Origin of the sequence: Commensalibacter communis, assembly GCF_947179015.1 — a bacterium.
GTDB lineage: Bacteria > Pseudomonadota > Alphaproteobacteria > Acetobacterales > Acetobacteraceae > Commensalibacter > Commensalibacter communis.
In genome coordinates this window covers 748,988-771,657 of the sequence record NZ_CAMXCM010000001.1, presented here as the reverse complement: position 1 = coordinate 771,657, position 22,670 = coordinate 748,988, and the positions used below count along the sequence as shown (strand labels likewise).

Below are 22,670 nucleotides of genomic sequence, written 5' to 3'. Positions count from 1 at the left end.
TTAATTAAATTTCTTGTATCTATATAAATAAAATATATTCTTGTTTTTTTAAACATTAATTTTGTAAAAAAGTTATTTTAATAGTGACTCATTTTATTCTAATTAAGCAATAAATTTGCATGGCCTTTTTATTAAAGGAAAATACACATATGGGAAACATCACCTTTTCTTCTTTACTAAGAAAAAAAAATATAGAAACCCCTCCCTCAGATAAAGAAGATTTGGCGCGTGTTATTGGTATGCCCTCTCTTATTTTCTTTGGTGTCGGTGGGATTGTCGGAACGGGTTTATTTTCAATCACGGGTGTTGCTGCATCTGAACATGCTGGCCCTGCTGTTATCATCTCCTTTTTCATTGGCGCGATTGCCTGCGCATTTATCGGGTTATGTTACAGTGAGCTGGCTGGAATGATTACAGTTGCAGGCAGTTCTTACAGCTATACGTATATTGCGTATGGCGAAATAATTGCTTGGATGGTGGGTTGGAACCTTGTTCTGGAATATGCTGTTGGTGCTGGGGCTGTCGCAGTCAGTTGGTCTAAATATATGATGTCGTTCTTAGAAGGGTTTCATATTCACATCGATCCGCGTTACATCGCATCCCCTTTTGAAACGGTGACTTTACTTGACGGGTCAAAGGTAGATGGAATTATCAATCTTCCTTCTACTGTCATTGTTGTGATATTATCGTTACTGTTAATCAAAGGGTTAAAAGAATCATTAACCTTAAACAATATCGTCGTCGTGATTAAGATTTGTGTTATTTTAACCTTAATCGCTTTTGGTTTACCTTATATCAAAGCCGCTAACTTCGTTCCTTTTATCCCAGAAAACACAACAGGTACTTTCGGTCACTTTGGATTTTCAGGGATTATGCAAGCCGCAGGAATGATTATATTTGCTTATATCGGATTTGACAGTGTTTCATCAACAGCCCAAGAAGTAAAAAATCCCTCTAAAAATATTCCAAAAGCAATTTTAATTATTATCTCTACTTGTGCAGTTATTTATTTTTGTTTCGCTTTTGTTATTGTTGGTCTTGTTTATTATACTGATTTATTAAATGATGCAGCACCCGTTGCAACAGCCATAGATCACACCCCTTTTAAATGGCTACAACCGATTGTAAAAATTAGTATTCTATTTGGATATATTCCCATTTTATTCTTATTATTAATTGGGCAAACTCGTATTTTCTTCTCGCTTGCCAAGGATGGTTTAATTCCAAAATTCTTCGCAAAAACACATCCCAAATTCAAAACCCCTCATTATTCACATACGTTCTTTATGGTATTTGTATGTATATTATCAGCGTTTTTCCCTATTGGGGTTTTGGGAAATATGTGTGCTATTGGGGCTTTGTTTGCGTTTGTTTTTGTTTGTTTGGCTGTTGTCATATTACGCAAAACCTATCCAGATTATCCTCGCACGTTTAAAATTCCAGGCGGCCCGATTATTCCTATAATTGGATCTGCTACCGCACTTGTTTTAATGTACTCTTTGAATAATTTGACATGGATTATAATGCTATGTTGGATGGCTCTTGGTTTAATCATTTATTTCGGTTATGGCTATTCACATAGTAAATTAAATCAAAATACTAAACTAAAGGTTATAAAATGATTGGTAATTTTCCACTGACACGTATGCGTCGTAACCGCCTTAATCAAACAACACGTCGACTGGTTGCTGAAAATAAACTCAGCATTGATGATTTAATCTGGCCAATTTTTATCGTAGATGGACAAAATATAGAAACAGAAGTTGCATCAATGCCTGGTGCAAAGCGTGTTTCTGTAGATCGTCTTGGTGCATATATTGAACCTGCCGCTAAATTAGATATTCCAGCATTGGCGTTATTTCCTGTTACTTCAAAAGAAAAACGTGATCCAACAGGAACAGAGTCTTACAATCCTGACAATTTAATTTGCCGTGCAGCCAAAGAACTAAAGAAACAATTCCCAGAAATGCTATTGATTGGAGATGTTGCTTTAGACCCATACACCAGCCACGGGCATGATGGAATTATAAAAGACGGATATGTCGTGAATGACGAAACCGTCGAAGTTTTGATTAAACAATCCATTAATCAAGCCAATGCTGGTATCGATATTATTGCCCCATCTGATATGATGGATGGTCGTATCGGTTCTATTCGCCAAGGATTGGATCAATCAGGGTTTATTGATACTCAATTAATGTCTTATGCTGCTAAATATGCCAGTGTCTATTATGGACCATTTCGTGATGCGTTAGAATCTGGGGGATTATTAAAAGGTGATAAAAAGACCTATCAAATGGATCCTGCCAATCGTGGTGAGGCATTGGCAGAAGTCGAATTAGACATCAAGGAAGGTGCAGATTCTATTATCATTAAACCAGGAATGCCTTATCTTGATATTATCCGCTCTGTGCGTGATAAATTCGATATTCCAATCGTCAGTTATCAAGTTTCTGGTGAATATGCCATGTTGATGGGTGCAATCCAAAACGGCTTCTTACAAAAAGAAGGAACTATTTTGGAAACATTACTTTGTTTCAAACGTGCTGGCGCCAATGCCATTATGACGTATTTTGCGTTGGAAGCAGCCAGGTTGTTAAAAGAATAAACTCGAGCAATGCTCCTTTGTATACAAAGGAGCATAAATAAACGATACAAATATAATGAATGAACAAGACCTACTTTACTTGAAAATTTACAGAGTTATTCGAAAAGAAGGCGGTATTTCCTATAAAGAATTTTCCCCAGACCTCATTATTAATAAAGGAGAATATGAGTTCTATGGTATAGATGCAGAGTTTCTCATTACTTATAGTGCTAACGCTATTGGTTTGCCCGTAGACTATTTTGCAGAATATTTTCCATATGGTAAATACTTTAAATCTGAAATGAATGCTTTATTAATCCCGCTAGTTCCATTTTTTTATTCGCCTTTATCATCGTTTCTATTCATAGGATTCTGAAAAATATAATTCTACGTTTATTAAAACAACCAACAATAAAATATGAAGATCCTAGACCGACATTAACCGCCAAACAATTCGCCGACATCATGATCGATTTCTTAGAGAAATATCAAGCTCGATATTATTTACATTCCCATTAATTACATATAGGGACAATTTGTTTCTATAGGACGCATATCGAATAATAAAACTTCGGCATTTTGACCATGATTGAAGTGCAATTGCTGCTCGTGACGGATACGAGCCCCATCACCTGCATTAAATATTAAATCATTGATTTTTAAACTACCTCTCGCAACATGAAGATACACATAACGATTTTCAGGGATATTAAATATTTCCTGCTCTTCACCATCAAATAAACCTGAATATATTTTGATATCTTGACGGATATAAAGGGAATTATTTTCTCCATCAGGGGATATAATCAGCTGTAACTTGCCTCTTTTTAATTCATTTGGAATATGATGTTGTTGGTATGTTGGCTTGGTATTTTCTTCATTCGGAACAATCCATATTTGCAAAGAATGTGTTTTTTGAGTCGAAGATGGATTAAATTCACTATGGGTTACCCCAGAGCCAGCACTCATTAATTGAATGTCACCAGCTTTGATAATCGACCCATTCCCCATAGAATCTCTGTGTTCTAAGGCACCCTCCAGAACATAAGAAAAGATTTCCATATTTTTATGAGGATGCGTGCCAAACCCCCTGCCTGACGCGATTTGATCATCATTAATGACTAACAGGTCAGAAAAGCCAATTTGTTTTGGATCCCAATAATTGGCAAAAGAAAAAGTGAATCTTGCCTTTAACCAACCGTGATCTGAAAACCCACGTTGATTAGCAAATCTTTGTTCAATCATGATATTATCTTTCATATCGTTATTATCATTTTAATAACTTATATATATCGACAGAAAACACATCAAAATAGAGAGCAATTGGTCAAAACAGTTTTAACTCACAGAACGATAATTAGGCATACAGATGTTTAAAGGACTTGTTTAAGTCAATAATTGTAATAATTTTTTCTTATCTGGCTTGCCGATGATCGTGATTGGAATTTCGTCAATCAATAGGATTCTTTTGGGCATTTGATAACGTGCAATTTTAGTTTTCAACCAAGCATACAATTCCTCTTCTGATATGCTTTGATTCTTTTCCACGACAATAAAAGCAACCAATCTTTGACCAAATTCACTATCGAAAATAACCAGAACAAAAGCCTCTGCAACCATAGGATGATTTATCAAAGTCTGCTCCAAACTGTATGGATAAACATTTTCACCACCAGAGACAATCATATCATCTGCTCGTCCTTGCAAATAATAATATCCATTCAAATCTTTAAAAGCTAAATCTCCTGTTTTTATCCATATTTTACTCTGGATAGACCACGCGCATTTTATATATAACTCTCCCACACCATCAGTCATTGTTTGACCATTTTCTACAATTTTAGCTTGTAATCCAGGAATTGGTTTTCCTATTGTTTTAGGAGATTTTTGTAAATCATTCGGTGTAGCAATCATACAGACCCCAGCCTCTGATGTACCATATAAATTAAATAGGATATTTCCCAATTTGGACAATGTTTCATTAACCAAAGGCTCTGCTATGGCTGCACCGCCTGTAATAATACATTGTAAAGAACGTAACTTGCGTTCGTCGCACCTCAACATCCTGCTTAACATTAAGGGAACCAAAGTAACGACTTCGATTTGGTGCTTTTCCAATAAATCACAAGCATCTTGAGCGATAAATTTCTTTTGAAGATAACTTGTTGCCCCTAATATGACCGCCATACATAACGTTGCCATACCAAATCCATGATAAATCGGCGTGGCGATATAAATTGATTGATAACGATATAAATTTAGCTGAGCTAGTAATTGATAAAATGGAATAAGGAAGTTGCCAACTTTAGAAGATCGTTCCGCACTTTTAAAATTTCCAGTTGAACCGCTCGTCAACACTATGATTTTAGAGAAATGCCGAACTTTTCTTTTCTGATGTAGCAGGTAATTCTTTTCTTTCAATAAAGAATTAATCGATATGGACAAATGATGATCCATAAAGATGCTTTGATCTAAAGACACATATTGGATCTCTGGATCATGAATAATCCACTTAAATTGATGTTTTTCGTTTAAACGCTGAAATTGTGTGGGTGATATTTCTGCATTGATTAGGTAAATATCTGCACCTAACACAGAGAGCGCAAATAAACTATGCACCAACGATAAATGATTATAGGCAATAACTGCTATTTTTTGGCGAGGTTGGATATCGTAATGTTGATAAAGTTGATCTGCTAATCGCTGAGATTGTAAATATAAATCACGATATGTAATCTGATCGGTATCATCCTGAAAAGCTATTCTGTTGGGATATAATTTTTGTGCCACGTACAACAGTGCCATTAAATTCATGCCAACAGCATGAATAGCGTTTATTAAATACCAAAGCCCATTAAAGCTCAGTAATTTGATCTGATAAAGTGCTTTAATGCCCTTTAACATTTCTTTTTCTTTAAATAAAATTGCATCAACTTTACCCAATTCCTGGCAAAAAACACAGAGGATACTTGTCCTAATAAAGTCCACCAAGGTTTATAATAAGCGCGTTGCTCAATAATTAACTGGCAAATATGATCCACTGCTTGTTGGCGAGACATGGTTGGCGCATGCTGATATGCTGCTGTTGGTTCTATCATCCGTGTTTTAACCAAAGGTAAATAAGCAGTAGAGATTTTAATGCCTTCAATCAATAACTCTGCCTCTGCACACCGCAACCATTGATCAAAAGCCGTTTTTGAGGCCTGATACGCCGCCCAATATGCTGTTGGAGCCAACAATACATTAATCGCCGAAATATTAATAATATGACCTTTATTTTTTTCTAATTGCGGGATAAGCGCTAAACATAATTTCACAGGCGCAAAATAGTTTAATTGCATCGTTCGTTGGAAATCATGGAAACGATCTAATGATTGCATAATAGGACGACAAATAGATTTCCCAGCATTATTAATCACAATATCGACCGAATATTGTTGTAAATATTGTATAAACTGATCGAGTTGTACTTCATCCGATAGATCAGCAGAAAATATATAAATTGTTGCTGGTTTATTCTGTAACTCTTGTTGAATTTGTTGGAGTTTTTCTTTTGTCCTTGCCACAATGACAAGCTGACAATTTATCTCTGACAATTGACGACAGAGCTGCTCCCCAATTCCGAAGCTCCCTCCTGTAATCACAATAGTTTTCTTGTGTAATTTCTCAGCTAATAAAGCTTGGTTGATTTTAACCTTGGGAAATAAGATATTTTTGATAATGCGCTTCAACTCATTTTCCATTATTCAAGCAATTGAAAACGACATAATCAAATTTAAACATGGAAAATAATATCCATTTTCCATGTTTATTCATTAGTAAAATTATCCTCTTAACCAGTTGGGTGATTTTTTCCCTACACCCGCACGATTACCTACAAAGTCTTTTAAGTCCTCTAAACTTCTTTTTCGGCTTTTGTCAGAAATGACTAACCCTTCTTCAGAGGAGAAAATCGCAACAAGTTTTGGTTTTCCTTTGCCTAATTTTTGTAAAATGACCCCAGCACCTTTTTTCAACTCAGGAATTTGCTCTATTGGGAAAATTAAGAACTTGCTCGCAGTATTTGCAATGGCCACATAATCGCCATTGATCGGCAAACAATAAATTGCTTTTTCATCCTCTTTAAGATTTAAAAGTTGTTTACCTATTTTACGATCGGTTGATAGATTATTTCCTTCGGTAATAAACCCACGTCCACTATCCGATACCAGTAAGTATTTACCATTCTCATCTAGCACAAACAAAGCCAGAATAGTCGCATCATTAGAAAGTTCAACCAGTAAACGAATAGGTTGCCCGTCCCCGCGACCACGTGGCAAATCAGAGGCTTTGATATTAAAGCTTTTCCCATCACTGCCGAAGACACAAATGCGATCATTGCTTTGGCATTCTAAGGACGTTTCGAACTGATCGCCTTCTTTGAATTTTTGTGAAGTCAAGTCCAGAGCATGCCCTTTTAACGCTTTAATCCATCCTTTTTGAGACAAAATAATGGTTAACGGTTCTCTTTCAACTTCTTCCAGCACTTCAACCACGTCAACTGCCTTCGGTGCACCAGAAATCAACGTGCGACGTTGTCCCAAAACACCTGAACCGAATTGTTTATTACCCTCTTTTAATTCTTGAGAGATTTTTTTCCAACATAAGGATTCATCATTTAACAACGCGTTTAATGCTTCTTTTTCAGCAGAAAGCTCATCATATTCATGACGAATAGCATCTTCTTCCAAACGACGTAAGCTACGCAAACGCATATTTAAAATTGACTCAGCCTGTAAATCTGTCAGTTTAAAAGTCTGCATTAAAACGGTTTTAACTTCATCTTCCTCACGTATAATTCGTATAACTTCATCTAGGTTGAGATAAACCGCCAGTAGTCCTTGTAAAATCTCTAAACGACGTTCCAAAGCGCTAAGGCGGTGTTGGCTACGACGAACCAATACATCATATCGATGGTCCAACCAAGCACGTAAAATTTCCTTTAATCCCATTACTTTAGGAACAGCTTTGGAATCTAAAACATTCATATTATAGGAAAAACGTCCCTCTAAAGCAGTGGCTTTAAAAAGCGATTCCATTAAGACTTCAGGCTCAATCGTACGATTTTTAGGTTCCAGAACCAGTCTGACAACATCAGTACTTTCATCACGAATATCAGCCAGTAAATTAAGTTTTTTTTGCTCCATCAACGAAGCAATTTGCTCAATCAATTTAGATTTTTGAACTTGATATGGGATTTCAGTAATTACAACTTGCCACGTACCAAATCGCCCTTGTTCTACTTCCCACCGCGCTCTAAGGCGCAAAGAACCGCGGCCTGTTTCGTAGGTGTTTAGTATAATCTCCTGATCTTCAACAATCTCTCCACCTGTGGGAAAGTCTGGACCTTGAACAAATTGTAGTAAGTCTTTTGTTGATGCATCAGGCTTTTTAATTAAGTGCATTGCAGCGGCATAAAGCTCACCTGCATTATGAGGGGGAATATTGGTTGCCATCCCCACCGCAATTCCACTGGCACCATTTGCTAATAGATTAGGAAATGCCCCAGGCAGAACAATCGGTTCTTCTTCTTCACCGTCATACGTATCACGGAAGTCGACTGCATTCTCGTCAATTCCTTCGAGCAAAGCCTGAGCAATCATAGTCATACGAGATTCCGTATATCGCATCGCTGCTGCGTTATCGCCGTCAATAGAACCAAAATTGCCCTGACCTTCAACCAAAGGATACCGAACCGCAAAGGTTTGTGCCAAACGAACCAATGCCTCATAAACAGACGCATCCCCATGAGGATGGTATTTACCAATCACATCCCCCACAATCCGTGCACATTTTTTAAACCCAGACTTTGGATCTAACTTTAATTGGCGCATAGCAAATACTAAACGACGATGAACTGGCTTTAATCCGTCCCGCACATCTGGTAAAGACCGAGACATAATCGTTGACAATGCATAAGCTAGATAACGCTCGCTTAATGCAGTTGCCAGTGGGGTTTCTTTGATTAAGCCTTCGTTTTCAATCGTCATTCTTCAAGCTCTTAATTCTTAAATTACAATATATTTTATTTATAGTTAGGGATTTAACCATTAGGTTTTAAGTTAATTATGTGTTTATTATAATTTTTATATTTTTGATAGTAAGTTATGATATAAATAAGCAACAATACACTTAGTAGCGTCAAAGTTAAATAAAATCTCTTTTAGCTTTCCCGATTTATTTTCATTCTGTTATTTATAAAAACAAAAATATATTCTAGAACAATTACAAAGAATAAGCCTTTAACCCATCATAAGCAACCTCTATACCATCAGGCAGATTACTTTTTAACCATTCCCAATCCATATCAGGTCCCATATGGGTTAAAATCGTTCTTCTAGGCATAATCTTTTCACGCCATTCCAAGACTTTATCAACCCAAGCATGGGCAGGATGGGGTTCTCGTTGAAAACATCCTATAATCCAAGTTTCTACACCTTGCAAAATATCCAATCCATCTTGGTAAATATCCATCACATCTGTGCAATATGCAACCGACCCACAGCGGATCCCAAGCGTTTTACCAAACCCATGACATTGTTCAAACGTCTGAATGGTTTCTTCTGCAACAGTAAATACATCACCATATCCAACGATATTCACATCTAAAGCAGGACGGAAAAAGTGAGGCGCAGTTGTCCAAGGTTTAAACGCATACGAAAAACGATTTTCTAGCTCTTGCAGTGTTTCAGAGGTCGCATAAATTGGAATAGGTTTCCCAATCATACGATTAATAGAACGTAATTCATCCAAACCCGCAATATGATCTGCATGTGCATGTGTATAGATAACTGCATCGAGCTTGCTAATTTGTTCACGTAATAATTGTTCGCGAATATCAGGACCTGTATCAATAATAATCCGCTTACCAAGATTTGTTTCAATCACAACAGAAGAACGAGTGCGACGATTTTTAGGTTCCAAAGGATCGCAAGCCCCCCACTCTCCTTTACCATCTTCACCACCAACCATTGGCACACCACCTGAACCGCTGCATCCCAAAAAGGTTATTTTCATTCTTATTTTGCTTTCGTAAATAAACGATGAAAATTACTTGTCGTTTGATCGATAAATTCTGATTCAGCCATATCCAATAACGCTGCAACATATTTCGCCGTATGTGCAACAAAGGCAGGCTCATTGCGCTTCCCTCTGTAAGGAACAGGTGCCAGATAAGGCGAATCTGTTTCTACTAATAAACGATCTCTTGGCAGTTGAACAATGACATCCCGTAATTCTTGTGCTTTCTTAAAGGTCGCAATTCCAGAAATACTGATATATCCCCCAAGATCAATAGCTGCTTGAGCCAAAGCAAGACTGGACGTGAAACAATGAATTAAAAAAGGAAAACTGCCCCCGTTCTGTGTTTCTTCTTGTAAAATTCGCGCAATATCTTCATCAGCTTCACGAGCATGGATGCAAACGGGTAATTGTGTTTTCTGAGCTGCCTGAAGATGGGCTCTAAAAAATTCTTGCTGTTTGATGAACACATGCGGCTCACCATAAAAATAATCAAGCCCCGTTTCCCCAATACCAATCACCTGCGGATGATCGGTTAAGGCAGCTATTTCATCCGCAGTCGCAAAGGCTTCATCTTGAACATATTCAGGATGCGTTCCAACCGTACACCATACTTTTAAATCAGGTCGGGTGAACGTCGTAATACGCTTTTGCATATCCGCTTTGGATATGCGTGTGCCAATCGTTACGACCTCTCCTAGCTTTGCTTCTTCTGCATGATCTAACAGAGTTACAAGTTCTTCGTCTGAAAAAAAATCAAGGTGACAGTGGGAATCAACTAAACGCATCAGAATTATTCAGCCTCTATAAATCTTGGGAAAATACCAGAAGGTGCAGGAAGCTCTCGACCCGCAGGAATAAGAGTTTCAAGATCTGATAACTGACGTTCAGATTCTGTAACACCCAATTGCGTCAATAATTTATCCATTGCCCCTGGCATAAAGGGTTGTAAACATGTTGCAATAATACGCAGCGTATCAACCAAAACCCTTAACACAACATTCATTCGTTCCAAATCCGTCTTTTTCAATGTCCAAGGGGCTTGATGATCGATATAAGCGTTGGAAGCACGAATAATTTTCCAAATCGTTTCCAAAGATTCATGCAACGCTTGACGATCCATTTGTTCACGCAACAAAATTGGCAATAAGATTGCTTTGGAAAGTAAAGCCTCATCGTCCTGGTTACGTTGCCCAATTTCAGGCAGTTTTCCTTCACAGTTTCGCATGACTTGAGAAAGAGTTCTTTGAGCCAAATTCCCTAAATCATTGGCTAATTCGTTATTCATACGATTGATTAAGGCTTGCCGGCTATAGTCCCCATCTCCACCAAATGGAACTTCACGCAGTAAAAAGAAGCGAACAGGATCAAGCCCGAATTCTTCAACGAGTTTCAACGGTTCAATCACATTCCCAACTGATTTACTCATTTTCTCACCTTCGACCGTCCACCAGCCATGAGAATAAATACGTTTTGGAACTTCTAAACCAGCAGCCATTAGAAATGCTGGCCAATAAAGCGCGTGGAAACGAGAGATTTCTTTACCAACTAAATGCAAATCAGCAGGCCAAAACCGCCATAGGTCAGAGTTTTCTATATTCGGATAACCCAGAGCTGAAATATAATTCGTCAGCGCATCAAACCATACATACATCACATGGTCATCGTCACCAGGAACTGGAATGCCCCATTTAAAGCTGGTTCGGCTGACAGATAAATCTCGTAATCCAGATTTAATAAAGCTCAGCAGCTCATTACGACGACTTTCTGGGCCAATAAAATGAGGATGTTGCTCATAAAATTCTAATAACTTGTCTTGCCATGCAGAAAGTTTAAAGAAATAAGAAGGCTCTTTTAACCACTTTACTTCAGCCCCTGTTGGTGCAATTTTACTTCCGTCTTCAGCGGTCGTCAGCTCATCTTCACCATAATAGCACTCATCACGCAATGAATACCAACCTTCGTAAGCTCCAAGATAAATATGACCTGCATCTGCAATTTTTTGCCATAATGCTTGGCAACTTTTGACATGTCGTTCTTCAGTGGTGCGGATAAAATCATTATAAGAAATGTTCAGTTGATCTGCCATATTGCGGAATTGCGCAGATACCATCGTTGCAAAATTTTGCGCTGATTGACCTTTATCCTGAGCTGCTTGCTCTACTTTTTGACCGTGCTCATCGGTGCCCGTTAAAAAAAACACATCATAGCCGTCTAGGCGTTTAAAACGCGCTAAAACATCAGCAGCAATCGACGTATAAGCATGACCAACATGTGGGGCCCCATTCACATAGTAAATCGGGGTAGTAATCATATAATGAGGTTTCATAGTTCACTTACAAGGTTTAATTCAGAAATGAGTGTTTGTTTTTTGTCTAGGTTAAAAGATTCGGCTTCTTTATGCCACTTTAAAAGTGTTTGCCATATTTCTATCCATTGTGAAATAGATCGCATAGGATATCCAAATTCATTTTTATGTTCTTGCACGGCTTTGCGAATACGTGCAGTAATAGCTTCTGTTATTAAATCAAGAAAAATAGAAAAGCCATTTTCTTTTTGTAATATCAAATCTGCTTGCTTATAGATTTCTTTACCCTTGAGTGGCTGGTTGAAAAGTGTTTCGACAATGTCCTTTATATTTAAATGTCCACTCTCCAACAATTGTAACGCTTTGCCCAAAGAACCATCAGCCATTTGGATCGCTTTACTTTGATCTATTTTAGATAATTGAGGATTTAAAACAGATAAGCCCTGCTCCATCTCTTCAACAGATAATCCATGCAAAATCATTTTCCGGCATCGACTTAAGATTGTTGGGAGTAACCGACTGGGATGAGTTGTAATTAAAAATAATAAAGCCCCTTTGGGTGGCTCTTCCAACAATTTTAATAAACTATTGGCCGCATTACGATTCATCAAATCCGCATCTTCGATCACGACAATACGCCACCCACCCTCTGCTGGGGTTAGGCGTAAAAATTCTCCAACGGCTTTGATATCATCCATCAAAATTTCAGAACGTAATCGATTCTTTTTTTCATCGATACGACGACCAACTACTAATAAATCAGCATGGCTTCCTGCTTTAATACGACTAATTGCCGCTGGACTTTGTCCCAAGATTAATCGAACTAAATGATAAACAAAGGTTGCCTTTCCTATTCCTTCATCACCACTAATCAGCCAAGCATGATGCAACTTATTTTTCGCAATTGCTTGTTGAAAATAAGCATATTCCTTTTTATGTCCCAATAAATGATCATTTTGCCTTGGTATCATTGTTTCGATTCAAACAGTTGACGAGATACAATATCATACACATCTTGATGAATCATTTCCACATCTCTATATGCATCTACTCTGACGCACCGATTGGGATGGTCAATCATAATTTGTTTGAACCCATTTAACACACGATAATGAAAATTCTCATCGAGTTGTTCGTAACGATCCACTCTGCCTTGACGGGCATGACACCGCTCTCTCATAACGTCATAAGGGGCTTCAAAAACTAAGGTCAGATCTGGTTGTAAAGCAATTAAATGAGAAAGCTGTTTAATATATTGAATGAGGTCTTGATCCCCTTTACCTAGACCATACCCCTGATAGGCCAACGTAGAATCAATATAACGATCACAAATAACAATATAGCCTTGGCTCAATGCCGGTCTAATAATTTGGTCTACATGATCGCAACGTGCCGTAAAATGCGCCATGATTTCAGAACGTAAAGAAAAAGAATAACCACCAAACAGCAACAACTCTCGAATAGCTTCAGCACCCTTTGTGCCACCAGGCTCTCTGGTCAATAAAACTTTTCGACCATCTCTTTCAAATGCTTCATACAAACGCTTAGATTGCGTTGATTTTCCAGCACCTTCTCCACCTTCGAAAGTAATCAAATAACCTGCCATTGCTGTATCATACTCTCCTTCTTATTTTATAAAATGAAAAATAGAGAAGTAATCAATTACATTTTCTATTCTTCATTCACAAAAGCACTATATTTTTTTTCCGAAATGATAACCAATATTTTTAAAGGTTCTGGAAATCATGCCAGACTTTGGAACAGTTTCACCTGCAATAACAGGAATCTGTATAGCTTGCCCACCATTTTGAACAGATAAAGAGGCTTGAACGGCTTGCCCTTTGGTAATAGGCGCTGCAATTGGAGCGTTATAATCCAAGGTAACTTGCATTTTATTACGCCAACCAACGGGTAACGTCATCACTAAATCTTCACCAGCAACCAAAGGCACAGTTGGAGAAGTTCCCATCCATACAGGTGCAGTTTCAATAACCTCACCTTTGTTGAATAATTTAACATTCTCGAACTGATTAAATGCCCATTGCAATAAACGTTCACATTCATGCGCACGTTCATTCATAGAAGACATGCCATTAGCAACCATAATCACACGACGACCATTTCGTTCAGAACTGGCACAGAGTCCATATCCGCCCGCGGCCGTATGGCCTGTTTTCAAACCATCCGCTAATCCTTTATCAACCAAGACATTGCGGTTGCCTTGGGTAATATTATTAAATGTAAATTCTTTTTCGGAAAAGAAATGATAATATTCAGGGTAATCATGAATAAGATGATATGCAATCAATGCAATATCGTGTGCAGACATTAAATGATTATCATTAGGCCAGCCTGTACAGTTCAAGAAATGCGTATTTTTCAAACCTAACTTAGGTGCCCAATCATTCATAATCGCAACAAATTGTTGTTCTGACCCTGCTATCCCCTCTGCCAAAACAATACATGCATCATTCCCAGATTGGATAATCACACCTTGGATAAGGTCTTGTACAGAGATTTGTCCATTCAAGGGCACAAACATTTTTGAACCCTGCATTCTCCACGCATTTTCACTGACGGGTAAAAGTTGATCCAGTTTAATACGTCCCGTGCGCAACATAGCAAACACGACATAACATGTCATGATTTTTGTCAAAGAGGATGGATGCATCGGCTGATCTGCCAGTTTATCCAACAAAACAGCACCTGTGTTATAGTCCATAATAAATGCATATTGTGCACTAGTCGCAAATGGCCCAATAGGCGTATTAGCTGGGGGGCCACTGGGGGCTAGTGGCTGTGCAGGAGCAGCAGCTTGTTTACGATTGTTTTTTTTTGCTTCAGCTGGAGAAGAACTCATTACGGCCAAAGAAAAAGCAAGGCCACTAGCACCAGTTAATAATGATCTACGAGTTTGCACGCTTATTCTATCCCTATTCAACAATAATTTTGGCACCTTTTATGCCAGATTTTAATAAAGAATCCAAGTTTTGATCTGCTTGTTCGACAGTATTATATGGTCCAGAGCGAACCCTGATAACACGTCGCCCCCCAGTATAAGTATTAACTAAACGACCACCCATTCTTGCGGCTAAACGATTAGCATAAACACTCGAAGTAAAAGATCCACCATCAATCCATAATTGACCACCCGTTGCAGCACCTTGACGGTATTCAACAGGAAGCTCATCTAAAGACAATAATCCTTTTATACTGTTTTCCGCAGGTTGTTCAATAGGATGTGCATTGGAATTTGAAGATTGAGATCCGTCCAAATTTTCAACCTTGATCGTATCCAATGGTGCTGTGCTGACCTGCATTTGCGTCTGAGGACCATTCGGCATTTTAAAAGCCAGATCTTGACTGCGTTTTTCATCTTCGATGATTTCAACTTTAGCAGTGGAATTTTTAGCAATCCCCAATAACTCAGCTGCTTTTGGGGTCAGCTCTAATATTCTATCCGAAGTAGAGGTTGGACGATCATTTAATCGGATCGTAATTTCCCGACCATTCTCTAAATTACGGACATTTACAATAGCGGGTAATTGTAACGTAGGATGAGCACCAGTCATAGACTGAGGGGAATAGATTTCACCGTCAGCTGTGGCTTGTTTGGCTTTTTTAGAGGAAACAATAGCAAGACCTGATCCTCTATATGCAAAATTTTCTTCGGGGTATAGCCACCGTTCCCCTAATTGATATGGTTGACCTGTCTCATAATGAAGTTTTACTTGAGGTAAAGTGGAAGCATCTTGTTTAGAACAAGATGCCAGCAACAAAGCTGCAAACGCAAAACTGTATGTTTTTATCATTGGGTATTTCATGGTCATTACAGCCATTCAAAAAATAAAATTATCCTCAGCTTTACGCTTCTCTTTCTAAAAAAACAACTTTATTTATTAACCAACTGCATCACCAAGCAATCCAACTGCCAAAGCATAGTAATCTGATGGATTATAACGACGAATAACGTTGAAATTATGATAAACCATAAACGCCTGCCCACCCTCACCATCGGGTCTAATAACGGCACCTTGAACAGAGCCATTTGAAAATTTTGTTCCGTTTTTACGTCGGACTCCCAAAGCTTGCCATTGGCCTAGGGTTTTGATGTTTTTACGTCCGATTTGCCCTTGGAATAAATTACCTTCAATTGTGATCTCTTGACCCCAAGGCTCGGAACCACGCCAACCACATTTTGCCAAATAATTCGCAATTGAAGCCAATACATCAGGCACGTCCGTCCAAATATTACGTTGCCCTGTGCCTGAAAAATCCACTGCATATTGCAAATATGCACTCGGCATAAATTGAGGCTGCCCCATTGCACCAGCATAGCTGCCTAACATCTTTTCAGGCGCAATATCGCGGTTATCTAAAATCTTTAATGCTTTCATAAGCTCAGATTTAAAGAATTTTGCTCTTCTGCCTTCATAAGCAAGCGTTGCCAAAGAATCAATAACATTGAATTTACCTGTATGTTTTCCATACGCAGATTCAATACCCCAAATCCCTAATACAATCCTTGGATCAACTTGATATTGCTTCCAAATTTTCGATAATATGCCAGATAAGGAACGATAAGAGGCTTTTCCTTGACTAACTTTCGTTGGGGAGATGACTTTTTCGTAATATTGTGCCCAAGTCATCGTAAATTCAGGTTGTTTACGATCCAACTGAATAACTTTTGCATTTGGAACCGACCAATCCAATGCACGCTTCATAATAGAGGCATTGAACCCTTGACCAATAGCTTGTTGTTGAATCTGTTTTAGGAAAGCTTGATATCCTGCTATGCTTTGAGCAGCCGCTTTGGTTAATACAGAGTCAGAAAACATTACAGAAGTTGTAACTGCTGTTCCTGCCCCAATTAAAAATTTACGACGCTCTATCATGTTTTATCCTTATATTATGATACTTTAAATTGTTATATATTTAACATTAATCATATCTCTTATTCATAGCAAGGTCAGAAACAAAAACAGATCGTTATTTAAATATTTTATTTGGTATATATCAAATCGCTTGATAACAACAAACAACTCCTTTCCCAATCTTCATCAGATAAAAAAGTATGAATTGACGGCATGTATTTCCTTCTTAACAGCTGAAACGCTCATTACGTTTATCAAAAAATTCTTTATAAAAACTGTTGTAGATTTAAACTCTGCATCGCCCGTTGAGTGCCAACCATTTGCCCTCACTCCCACTTTATAATCCATCAATCAAGTCAGTATTTCTTCAATATAAAAAACTGGAATCTAAACTCACTTCACTTGCAAATCAGCCATTTTTTGATTTTCTATAAAAAGAGAAAGTTGGTCCCCATGCTTTAATTGTCCAACACCTTTGGGAGTACCTGTGTAAATCAAATCATTTGGCTTCAACACGATGTATTGACTAAGATACTTAATAATTCCTGGAATATTAAAAATCATATCCTTGGTATTTCCTTCCTGTCGTTTCTCACCATTTAAACTCATTGAAAAGCGAACATCTTTTCCAAATTTGCCTTTAGAAATAAAAGAGGATACGTAACAAGAATCTTTAAATCCTTTTGACAAAAACCAAGGGAGCTTCTTGTCTTTTAACTTTGTTTGCAAATCTCTGGCAGTTAGATCCAACCCTACAGCAACCTCGTTATAGTAAGTTTCAGCTTCATTAAGTTGAATTTGAAACCCTTCTTTGGCAATTTTAATTACTAATTCGGTTTCATAATGAACGTCATTTGAAAAAATAGGCAACGTAATTACATCATTTGTAATCAATGAAGAATTAGGTTTGCTGAAAATAATAGGTTCAGCTTCAACATTATTTCCCAATTCTTTGGCATGTTCAGAATAGTTTCTGCCAATACAATAGATATTATTAATCATTATTAAATCCTGACTATATTAAATTGTTGTCGATATGTTTACATTTTATTATACAAATAAAATTGAAAACCATACAATTTATCGAGATTAGAATTTAATGAATACTTCATATACGTTAACTGCCAAAATACTACATTGGCTAATGGCTGCACTTTTTATTTTTGTTTGGTGTGTAGGATTTTATAGCGATCATTTTATCCTTTCCAATACAGACACACTAAGACACACTCTTATCGGATTACATAAAAACATAGCAACAACAATTATATTTCTTTTTTGTATTCGATTATTTTGGCGTTATACACATCCAGTCCCTGACCTGCCTGATACTATGTCTCCACATTTAAAAAAACTAACTCATTTCATGCATATCTGTTTATATATCGTACTTATTATGATGCCAGTTACAGGATGCTTGCTCAGTTGGAGCGTTGGTTATACCGCACCTGTTCTATATATTTTTGACCTACCCACTTTAATCCACACCAATCCAGAGTTAAAAGCAATCATCAAGCCAACTCACATTTATTTATCCTGGATTGTAGGAATTATGGTTGTTGGACATATTGCCGCAGCATTAAAGCACCACTTTATCGACAAGGATAATGTCTTTAAAAGTATGATGTTTAAATAATTTTAAAGGGGAAATATTCAAAGCTTAGATGGTGGGTGTAACAGGGATTGAACCTGTGACCCCTACCATGTCAAGGTAGTGCTCTCCCGCTGAGCTATACACCCATCTTAGCTGATAGATGTTTAATAGCGATGTTCTTTTAAAAGTGCAAGTAGCCAAAGTGAAAAAAATGAAATATTTTATCCGATAATTTTATTTATTTATTTAATGAGAATGTTTAATGTCTCTTTTTGACCTGATAAATCCGCCGTTTTCTGAACCTTTTCTTATCCAACGTCCCCACACTACACCCTCTTATCCTATTTTGGTCAGTTCGCCACATTCTGGTATGGAATATGATTCTCATTTACTCTCATTGTGCAGACTTTCTTTAGATGAATTACGTAAAAGCGAAGATAGTTATGTGAATCTCTTGTTGGAACATGTCTCTCAATATGGCGTAACCTTTTTACAGACATGTCTTCCTAGGATTTTCTGTGATTTAAATAGAGACGCATGGGAACTCGATCCAGATTTATTCAAAGAACCATTACCAGAATGGTGCCATACCAATAGCCCTCAAGTTAAAAGAGGACTGGGGACTGTGCATAAAATCAGTAATAACGGCAAACAAATTTATAAATATTATTTATCTTTTCCGAAAATTAAACAACGTATTGAAACCTATTGGTTTTCGTATCATCAACAAATACAAGATTTTATTCAGAAAAATTGTGAGGAAAACGGTGGGTGTATTATCCTAGATATTCATTCAATGCCTTCTATGCCTAAACGAAATCCTTATTATGCAGATATTGTATTAGGAGATGGCTTTGCACAAACATGCTCTCCGACTCTTATTAACAATAGTCAAAAATTTTTCACTGACAAAGGATTCAAAGTGAGCAAAAATATTCCTTATGCTGGTGGATATATTACTCGACATTACGGTAACCCTCATCAAAATGTTCATGTTATGCAAATCGAAATTAATAAAAGTCTTTATATGGACGAGGAAAGTTTTGAATTACATAACAGCTTTTCTAAATTACAATCTGTATTAGACGAATATGTTCAATGGGTTTGTGCTGAACAATCAAGTATTCTGAAATTAGAAACAAAATAACCCATCTCTATTTGTTAAGATCTGATTTTTTATAACAATCTTCATTGGTATATGCTGGCATCATCTCAAATGGCTGTATCAAATATAATTTTGGATATATTTTATATACTTGGGCTATATCACAAACAATTCCATTCTCTGCTTTCCATAATTTAAGATCATCTAATACGGTCAGATTATAATGCTGACTAGATGCGAGCATAAGCGGAGTATACATATCTTCAAAACTCCATGAATCAATCTCTTGTAAAAAACCCTCTTGTGCTTTGGCATCCATAAATTGCACTGGATGAAACAAAATCCATTGATAAAACGCTTTGTATAGATAAAATTGGGTTGAGATTACTGCAGCTATGGGAGCTAAAACGATTAGAACCATGGATGTTAACAGATTTCGAATAGATTTATTTTGCTTGTATTTATAAATAGTAACAGCGAAAGCTAATAAGAATAAACCAATAAAAATAAAAAGGCTCAATATAAAAATAGCAAAGTCTCTTGAAAATCCAAGGTAAAGGCAAGCTATAAAAAATATAAAAGCAAGCAAAATATCCGAATTTCTAAATTTCTTTCGAGCAACAAAAAAGATAATAACCACTGGTATAGCAACCATCACCAAGACCATGATTAGTAAAAGCATTATTGAAGATCTTTTTAAAAGTAAATTATGAAATTATGGTTAATATCTAGATCAGTAATTAAATTGATATCAACTTAACATATTATCCATGCAACCCCAACTCAATCACAGGACATCGATCCATCACCACGTCAATTCCTGCATCCACAGCACGTTTTGCAGCAACCTCGTGAATGATATTTAATTGCATCCATATTAATTTATGCGTCATTTTTAGTCCCAATATTTCATCAACAATCGCAGGCACGGCTTCTGCATTACGGAAAATCTCTACCATATCAATTGACGCATCAATATCAGATAAAGTTGCATATACTGTTTGCCCTAAAATCATTTTTCCAGCTAAGATTGGATTAACAGGAATAACGTTAAATCCATAGCCCAATAGGCTTTTCATCACACCATAGCTTGGACGATCTGGTTTGTTGGACGCGCCGATCAATGCGATTGTTTTCACTTGCGATAAAGCACTAAGAATATCAAAGCGACTGGTTAAAATCTTTGCCATTACGTTTACCCTCTTTATTTTTTACCCCTATTTATTGTATAATATTACTCGAAAATTTAAAAAACTATTTTTATTTAACAACATTAAGGAAACTTATTTTTATGAGTACAGAAACATCTGCACCAAAAGAAGAACAACATCAATTTAGTGCCGAAGTCGAACGTCTAATGGATTTAGTGGTTCACGCCCTTTATTCAGAACGAGAAATATTTTTAAGAGAATTGATCGCTAACTCTGCCGACGCAATGGACAGAAGACGGTTTGAGGCATTAACAAACGAAGCTTGTGCACTTCCTGTAACCCCTCAAATTCGCCTAAGCGTTGATAAAGAGGCTCATCTTTTGACCATCAGCGATGATGGTGTTGGAATGAGCAAAGAAGAAATTATTCAAAATTTAGGAACGATTGCGCGTTCTGGAACCAGAGCGTTTGAAAAACAATTAAAAGACACCAAACCAGAAGATCGTCCCAACTTAATTGGTCAATTTGGCGTTGGCTTTTACTCTGCATTTATGGTGGCAGACAAAGTTGAAGTGATCTCTCGCCGTGCAGGAACAAATGAAGCTTGGAGCTGGACTTCTGAAGGCAAAGGTCAATATACGCTTACTGAAGCAACGCGTGAAACCGCAGGCACAACCATTATTCTTCATATCAAAAGCGATGCTGATGAATATTTAGAAAGCATGCGTCTTGGAAATATTATTCGTAAATGGGCGGATCATATTGCATGGCCGATTGCGATTAAGCAAGGCGATGAAGAAGAACGAAACGCGAATGAAGGTACCGCTTTATGGCGCAAACCTCGCAGTGAAATTACAGATGAACAACTTGAAGACTTCTATCGCCATATTACGCATTTATTTGATAAACCTTTGGCAACTTTATTATGGCATGCCGAGGGTGTCTTTGAGTTCACTTCTTTACTCTTTATCCCAGGGATGATTTCTCCTTTTGAACCTGTGGATCAAGAAAGAAAAAGTAAAGTTCGCCTGCATGTTCGTCGTATGTTCATTACGGATGAAGCTGAAATGCTTCCTGCTTGGTTACGCTTTATCCAAGGGATCGTTGATACGGAAGATTTACCATTAAACGTTTCTCGGGAAATGTTACAAAATACGCCTGTATTGGCACGTATCCGCAAAGCATTAACCAATCGTGTGATATCAGAATTGACTAAGCTTTCAGAAGACGATGAAAAATACAAAACATTCTGGAATCTCTTTGGGGCGATTTTCAAAGAAGGCCTTTGGGAAAATGGAGAACATTCAGAAAGTATCATTAAGCTTTCAAGATTTTACTCTTCTACCCAAGAAGACTTCACAACCCTACCCGATTATGTTTCTCGGATGAAAGAAAACCAAGAAGCAATCTATTATCTTGCTGGAGATTCCAAAGATATTCTTGCCTCTTCTCCTCAGTTGGAAGGATTTAAAGCGCAAGGTATTGAAGTATTACTCTTTACCGATGCTGTTGATGCTTTCTGGCCTGATCGCGTAGGTAAATATGCAGAAAAACCTTTACGCAGCATTACTCAAGCCAAAGAAGATCTTGAAAAGCTAATGGGTGATGTCGAACATGTAAACAGCGAAGAAGAAGAAGGTCTTTTAAAATCTCTAAAAGAAATCCTAGCTGACAAAGTTACTGAAGTTCGCACAACACAGCGCCTTGTTGATAGTCCTGTAATCTTGGCCGCTTCTGCTGGTGGGCCAGATTTACAAATGCAGCGCCTTATGCGCCGTAATGATAAAACGATGCCTTCTCCTGCCCCTGTGTTGGAATTAAATCCAAATCATCCTTGGATTAAATCTTTGGTTCTTAAAGCAAAAGATGGCAAAGATATCAGTGAAGAAGCAACTATTTTGCTTGATCTTGCGCGTGTTCAAGATGGTGAAATGCCCGTTGATCCAACCTTGTTTGCTCGTCGTATTGCAACTGCGTTAACAGGTAAATAAA

21 protein-coding genes and 1 tRNA gene are annotated in these 22,670 nt (G+C 37.4%); 6 read left to right on the top strand and 16 right to left on the bottom strand.

Going from position 1 to position 22,670, the window contains the following annotated elements:
• Positions 1 to 149: 149 nt before the first annotated feature.
• The 3 genes from PQG54_RS03645 to PQG54_RS03635 are packed head-to-tail and all read left to right on the top strand — an operon-like array spanning position 150 to position 2,963.
• Complete coding sequence (locus PQG54_RS03645; protein ID WP_271788832.1) at positions 150 to 1,622, top strand: amino acid permease; 1,473 nt, start codon at positions 150 to 152, stop codon at positions 1,620 to 1,622.
• The gene (gene hemB, locus PQG54_RS03640; protein ID WP_271788833.1) at positions 1,619 to 2,608 is read left to right on the top strand and encodes a porphobilinogen synthase; all 990 of its coding nucleotides are present in this window, start codon (positions 1,619 to 1,621) and stop codon (positions 2,606 to 2,608) included. The genes PQG54_RS03645 and hemB overlap by 4 nt, the downstream gene beginning before the upstream one ends.
• A gap of 55 nt (positions 2,609 to 2,663) precedes the next feature.
• On the top strand, positions 2,664 to 2,963 hold the full coding sequence (locus PQG54_RS03635) for a hypothetical protein (RefSeq protein ID WP_271788834.1): 300 nt from the start codon (positions 2,664 to 2,666) through the stop codon (positions 2,961 to 2,963).
• Positions 2,964 to 3,106: 143 nt separating this feature from the next.
• Here the strand turns inward: PQG54_RS03635 and PQG54_RS03630 are convergent, their stop codons facing one another.
• The 13 genes from PQG54_RS03630 to PQG54_RS03570 form a co-directional block, all read right to left on the bottom strand.
• Positions 3,107 to 3,832, bottom strand: a complete 726-nt coding sequence (locus tag PQG54_RS03630; RefSeq protein WP_271788835.1) for a pirin family protein — start codon at positions 3,830 to 3,832, stop codon at positions 3,107 to 3,109.
• A 141-nt stretch (positions 3,833 to 3,973) separates the two neighbouring features.
• Positions 3,974 to 5,491: a class I adenylate-forming enzyme family protein gene (locus PQG54_RS03625; RefSeq protein WP_271788836.1), complete on the bottom strand. Its 1,518-nt coding sequence runs from the start codon at positions 5,489 to 5,491 to the stop codon at positions 3,974 to 3,976.
• Positions 5,485 to 6,318: an SDR family NAD(P)-dependent oxidoreductase gene (locus tag PQG54_RS03620; protein WP_271788837.1), complete on the bottom strand. Its 834-nt coding sequence runs from the start codon at positions 6,316 to 6,318 to the stop codon at positions 5,485 to 5,487. The genes PQG54_RS03625 and PQG54_RS03620 overlap by 7 nt, the downstream gene beginning before the upstream one ends.
• A 93-nt stretch (positions 6,319 to 6,411) precedes the next feature.
• Positions 6,412 to 8,616, bottom strand: coding sequence for a DNA topoisomerase IV subunit A (parC, locus tag PQG54_RS03615; RefSeq protein ID WP_271788838.1), 2,205 nt, complete (start codon positions 8,614 to 8,616; stop codon positions 6,412 to 6,414).
• A gap of 235 nt (positions 8,617 to 8,851) precedes the next feature.
• Positions 8,852 to 9,643 (bottom strand): MBL fold metallo-hydrolase, encoded by a 792-nt coding sequence (locus tag PQG54_RS03610; RefSeq protein ID WP_271788839.1) that lies wholly within the window; start codon positions 9,641 to 9,643, stop codon positions 8,852 to 8,854.
• A gap of 2 nt (positions 9,644 to 9,645) precedes the next feature.
• On the bottom strand, positions 9,646 to 10,434 hold the full coding sequence (locus PQG54_RS03605) for a TatD family hydrolase (RefSeq protein WP_271788840.1): 789 nt from the start codon (positions 10,432 to 10,434) through the stop codon (positions 9,646 to 9,648).
• 5 nt (positions 10,435 to 10,439) lie between these two features.
• Positions 10,440 to 11,975 carry a methionine--tRNA ligase gene (gene metG / locus PQG54_RS03600; RefSeq protein WP_271788841.1) on the bottom strand — a complete coding sequence of 512 codons (1,536 nt, stop codon included), beginning with the start codon at positions 11,973 to 11,975 and terminating at the stop codon, positions 10,440 to 10,442.
• Positions 11,972 to 12,898, bottom strand: coding sequence for an AAA family ATPase (locus tag PQG54_RS03595; protein ID WP_271788842.1), 927 nt, complete (start codon positions 12,896 to 12,898; stop codon positions 11,972 to 11,974). Before PQG54_RS03595 ends, metG begins: the two co-directional genes overlap by 4 nt.
• Positions 12,899 to 12,921: 23 nt before the next feature.
• Positions 12,922 to 13,560: a dTMP kinase gene (gene tmk, locus PQG54_RS03590; RefSeq protein WP_271788843.1), complete on the bottom strand. Its 639-nt coding sequence runs from the start codon at positions 13,558 to 13,560 to the stop codon at positions 12,922 to 12,924.
• A gap of 87 nt (positions 13,561 to 13,647) precedes the next feature.
• Positions 13,648 to 14,874: a D-alanyl-D-alanine carboxypeptidase family protein gene (locus PQG54_RS03585; RefSeq protein WP_271788844.1), complete on the bottom strand. Its 1,227-nt coding sequence runs from the start codon at positions 14,872 to 14,874 to the stop codon at positions 13,648 to 13,650.
• Positions 14,875 to 14,887: 13 nt separating this feature from the next.
• Complete coding sequence (locus PQG54_RS03580; protein ID WP_271788845.1) at positions 14,888 to 15,766, bottom strand: SPOR domain-containing protein; 879 nt, start codon at positions 15,764 to 15,766, stop codon at positions 14,888 to 14,890.
• A gap of 87 nt (positions 15,767 to 15,853) precedes the next feature.
• On the bottom strand, positions 15,854 to 16,849 hold the full coding sequence (locus PQG54_RS03575) for a lytic murein transglycosylase (RefSeq protein ID WP_271788846.1): 996 nt from the start codon (positions 16,847 to 16,849) through the stop codon (positions 15,854 to 15,856).
• Positions 16,850 to 17,221: 372 nt separating this feature from the next.
• Positions 17,222 to 17,830: a fumarylacetoacetate hydrolase family protein gene (locus PQG54_RS03570; RefSeq protein WP_271788847.1), complete on the bottom strand. Its 609-nt coding sequence runs from the start codon at positions 17,828 to 17,830 to the stop codon at positions 17,222 to 17,224.
• A gap of 97 nt (positions 17,831 to 17,927) precedes the next feature.
• On the opposite strand from PQG54_RS03570, the gene PQG54_RS03565 reads away from it, so the two are divergent.
• Positions 17,928 to 18,464 (top strand): cytochrome b, encoded by a 537-nt coding sequence (locus PQG54_RS03565; protein WP_271788848.1) that lies wholly within the window; start codon positions 17,928 to 17,930, stop codon positions 18,462 to 18,464.
• Positions 18,465 to 18,493: 29 nt separating this feature from the next.
• Here the strand turns inward: PQG54_RS03565 and PQG54_RS03560 are convergent.
• Positions 18,494 to 18,568: transfer RNA gene (locus PQG54_RS03560), tRNA-Val, on the bottom strand.
• 116 nt (positions 18,569 to 18,684) lie between these two features.
• Here PQG54_RS03560 and PQG54_RS03555 point away from each other — a divergent pair.
• Positions 18,685 to 19,569: an N-formylglutamate amidohydrolase gene (locus PQG54_RS03555; protein ID WP_271788849.1), complete on the top strand. Its 885-nt coding sequence runs from the start codon at positions 18,685 to 18,687 to the stop codon at positions 19,567 to 19,569.
• Between the two features lie 7 nt (positions 19,570 to 19,576).
• On the opposite strand, the gene PQG54_RS03550 is transcribed toward PQG54_RS03555, so the two are convergent.
• Entirely contained in the window at positions 19,577 to 20,182 is a 606-nt protein-coding gene (locus PQG54_RS03550) for a hypothetical protein (protein ID WP_271788850.1), read from the bottom strand.
• A 109-nt stretch (positions 20,183 to 20,291) separates the two neighbouring features.
• Positions 20,292 to 20,717 carry a CoA-binding protein gene (locus PQG54_RS03545; RefSeq protein ID WP_271788851.1) on the bottom strand — a complete coding sequence of 142 codons (426 nt, stop codon included), beginning with the start codon at positions 20,715 to 20,717 and terminating at the stop codon, positions 20,292 to 20,294.
• A gap of 101 nt (positions 20,718 to 20,818) precedes the next feature.
• Between PQG54_RS03545 and htpG the strand changes: the two genes are divergently transcribed.
• Entirely contained in the window at positions 20,819 to 22,669 is a 1,851-nt protein-coding gene (htpG, locus tag PQG54_RS03540) for a molecular chaperone HtpG (RefSeq protein WP_271788852.1), read from the top strand.
• Position 22,670: the final 1 nt, after the last annotated feature.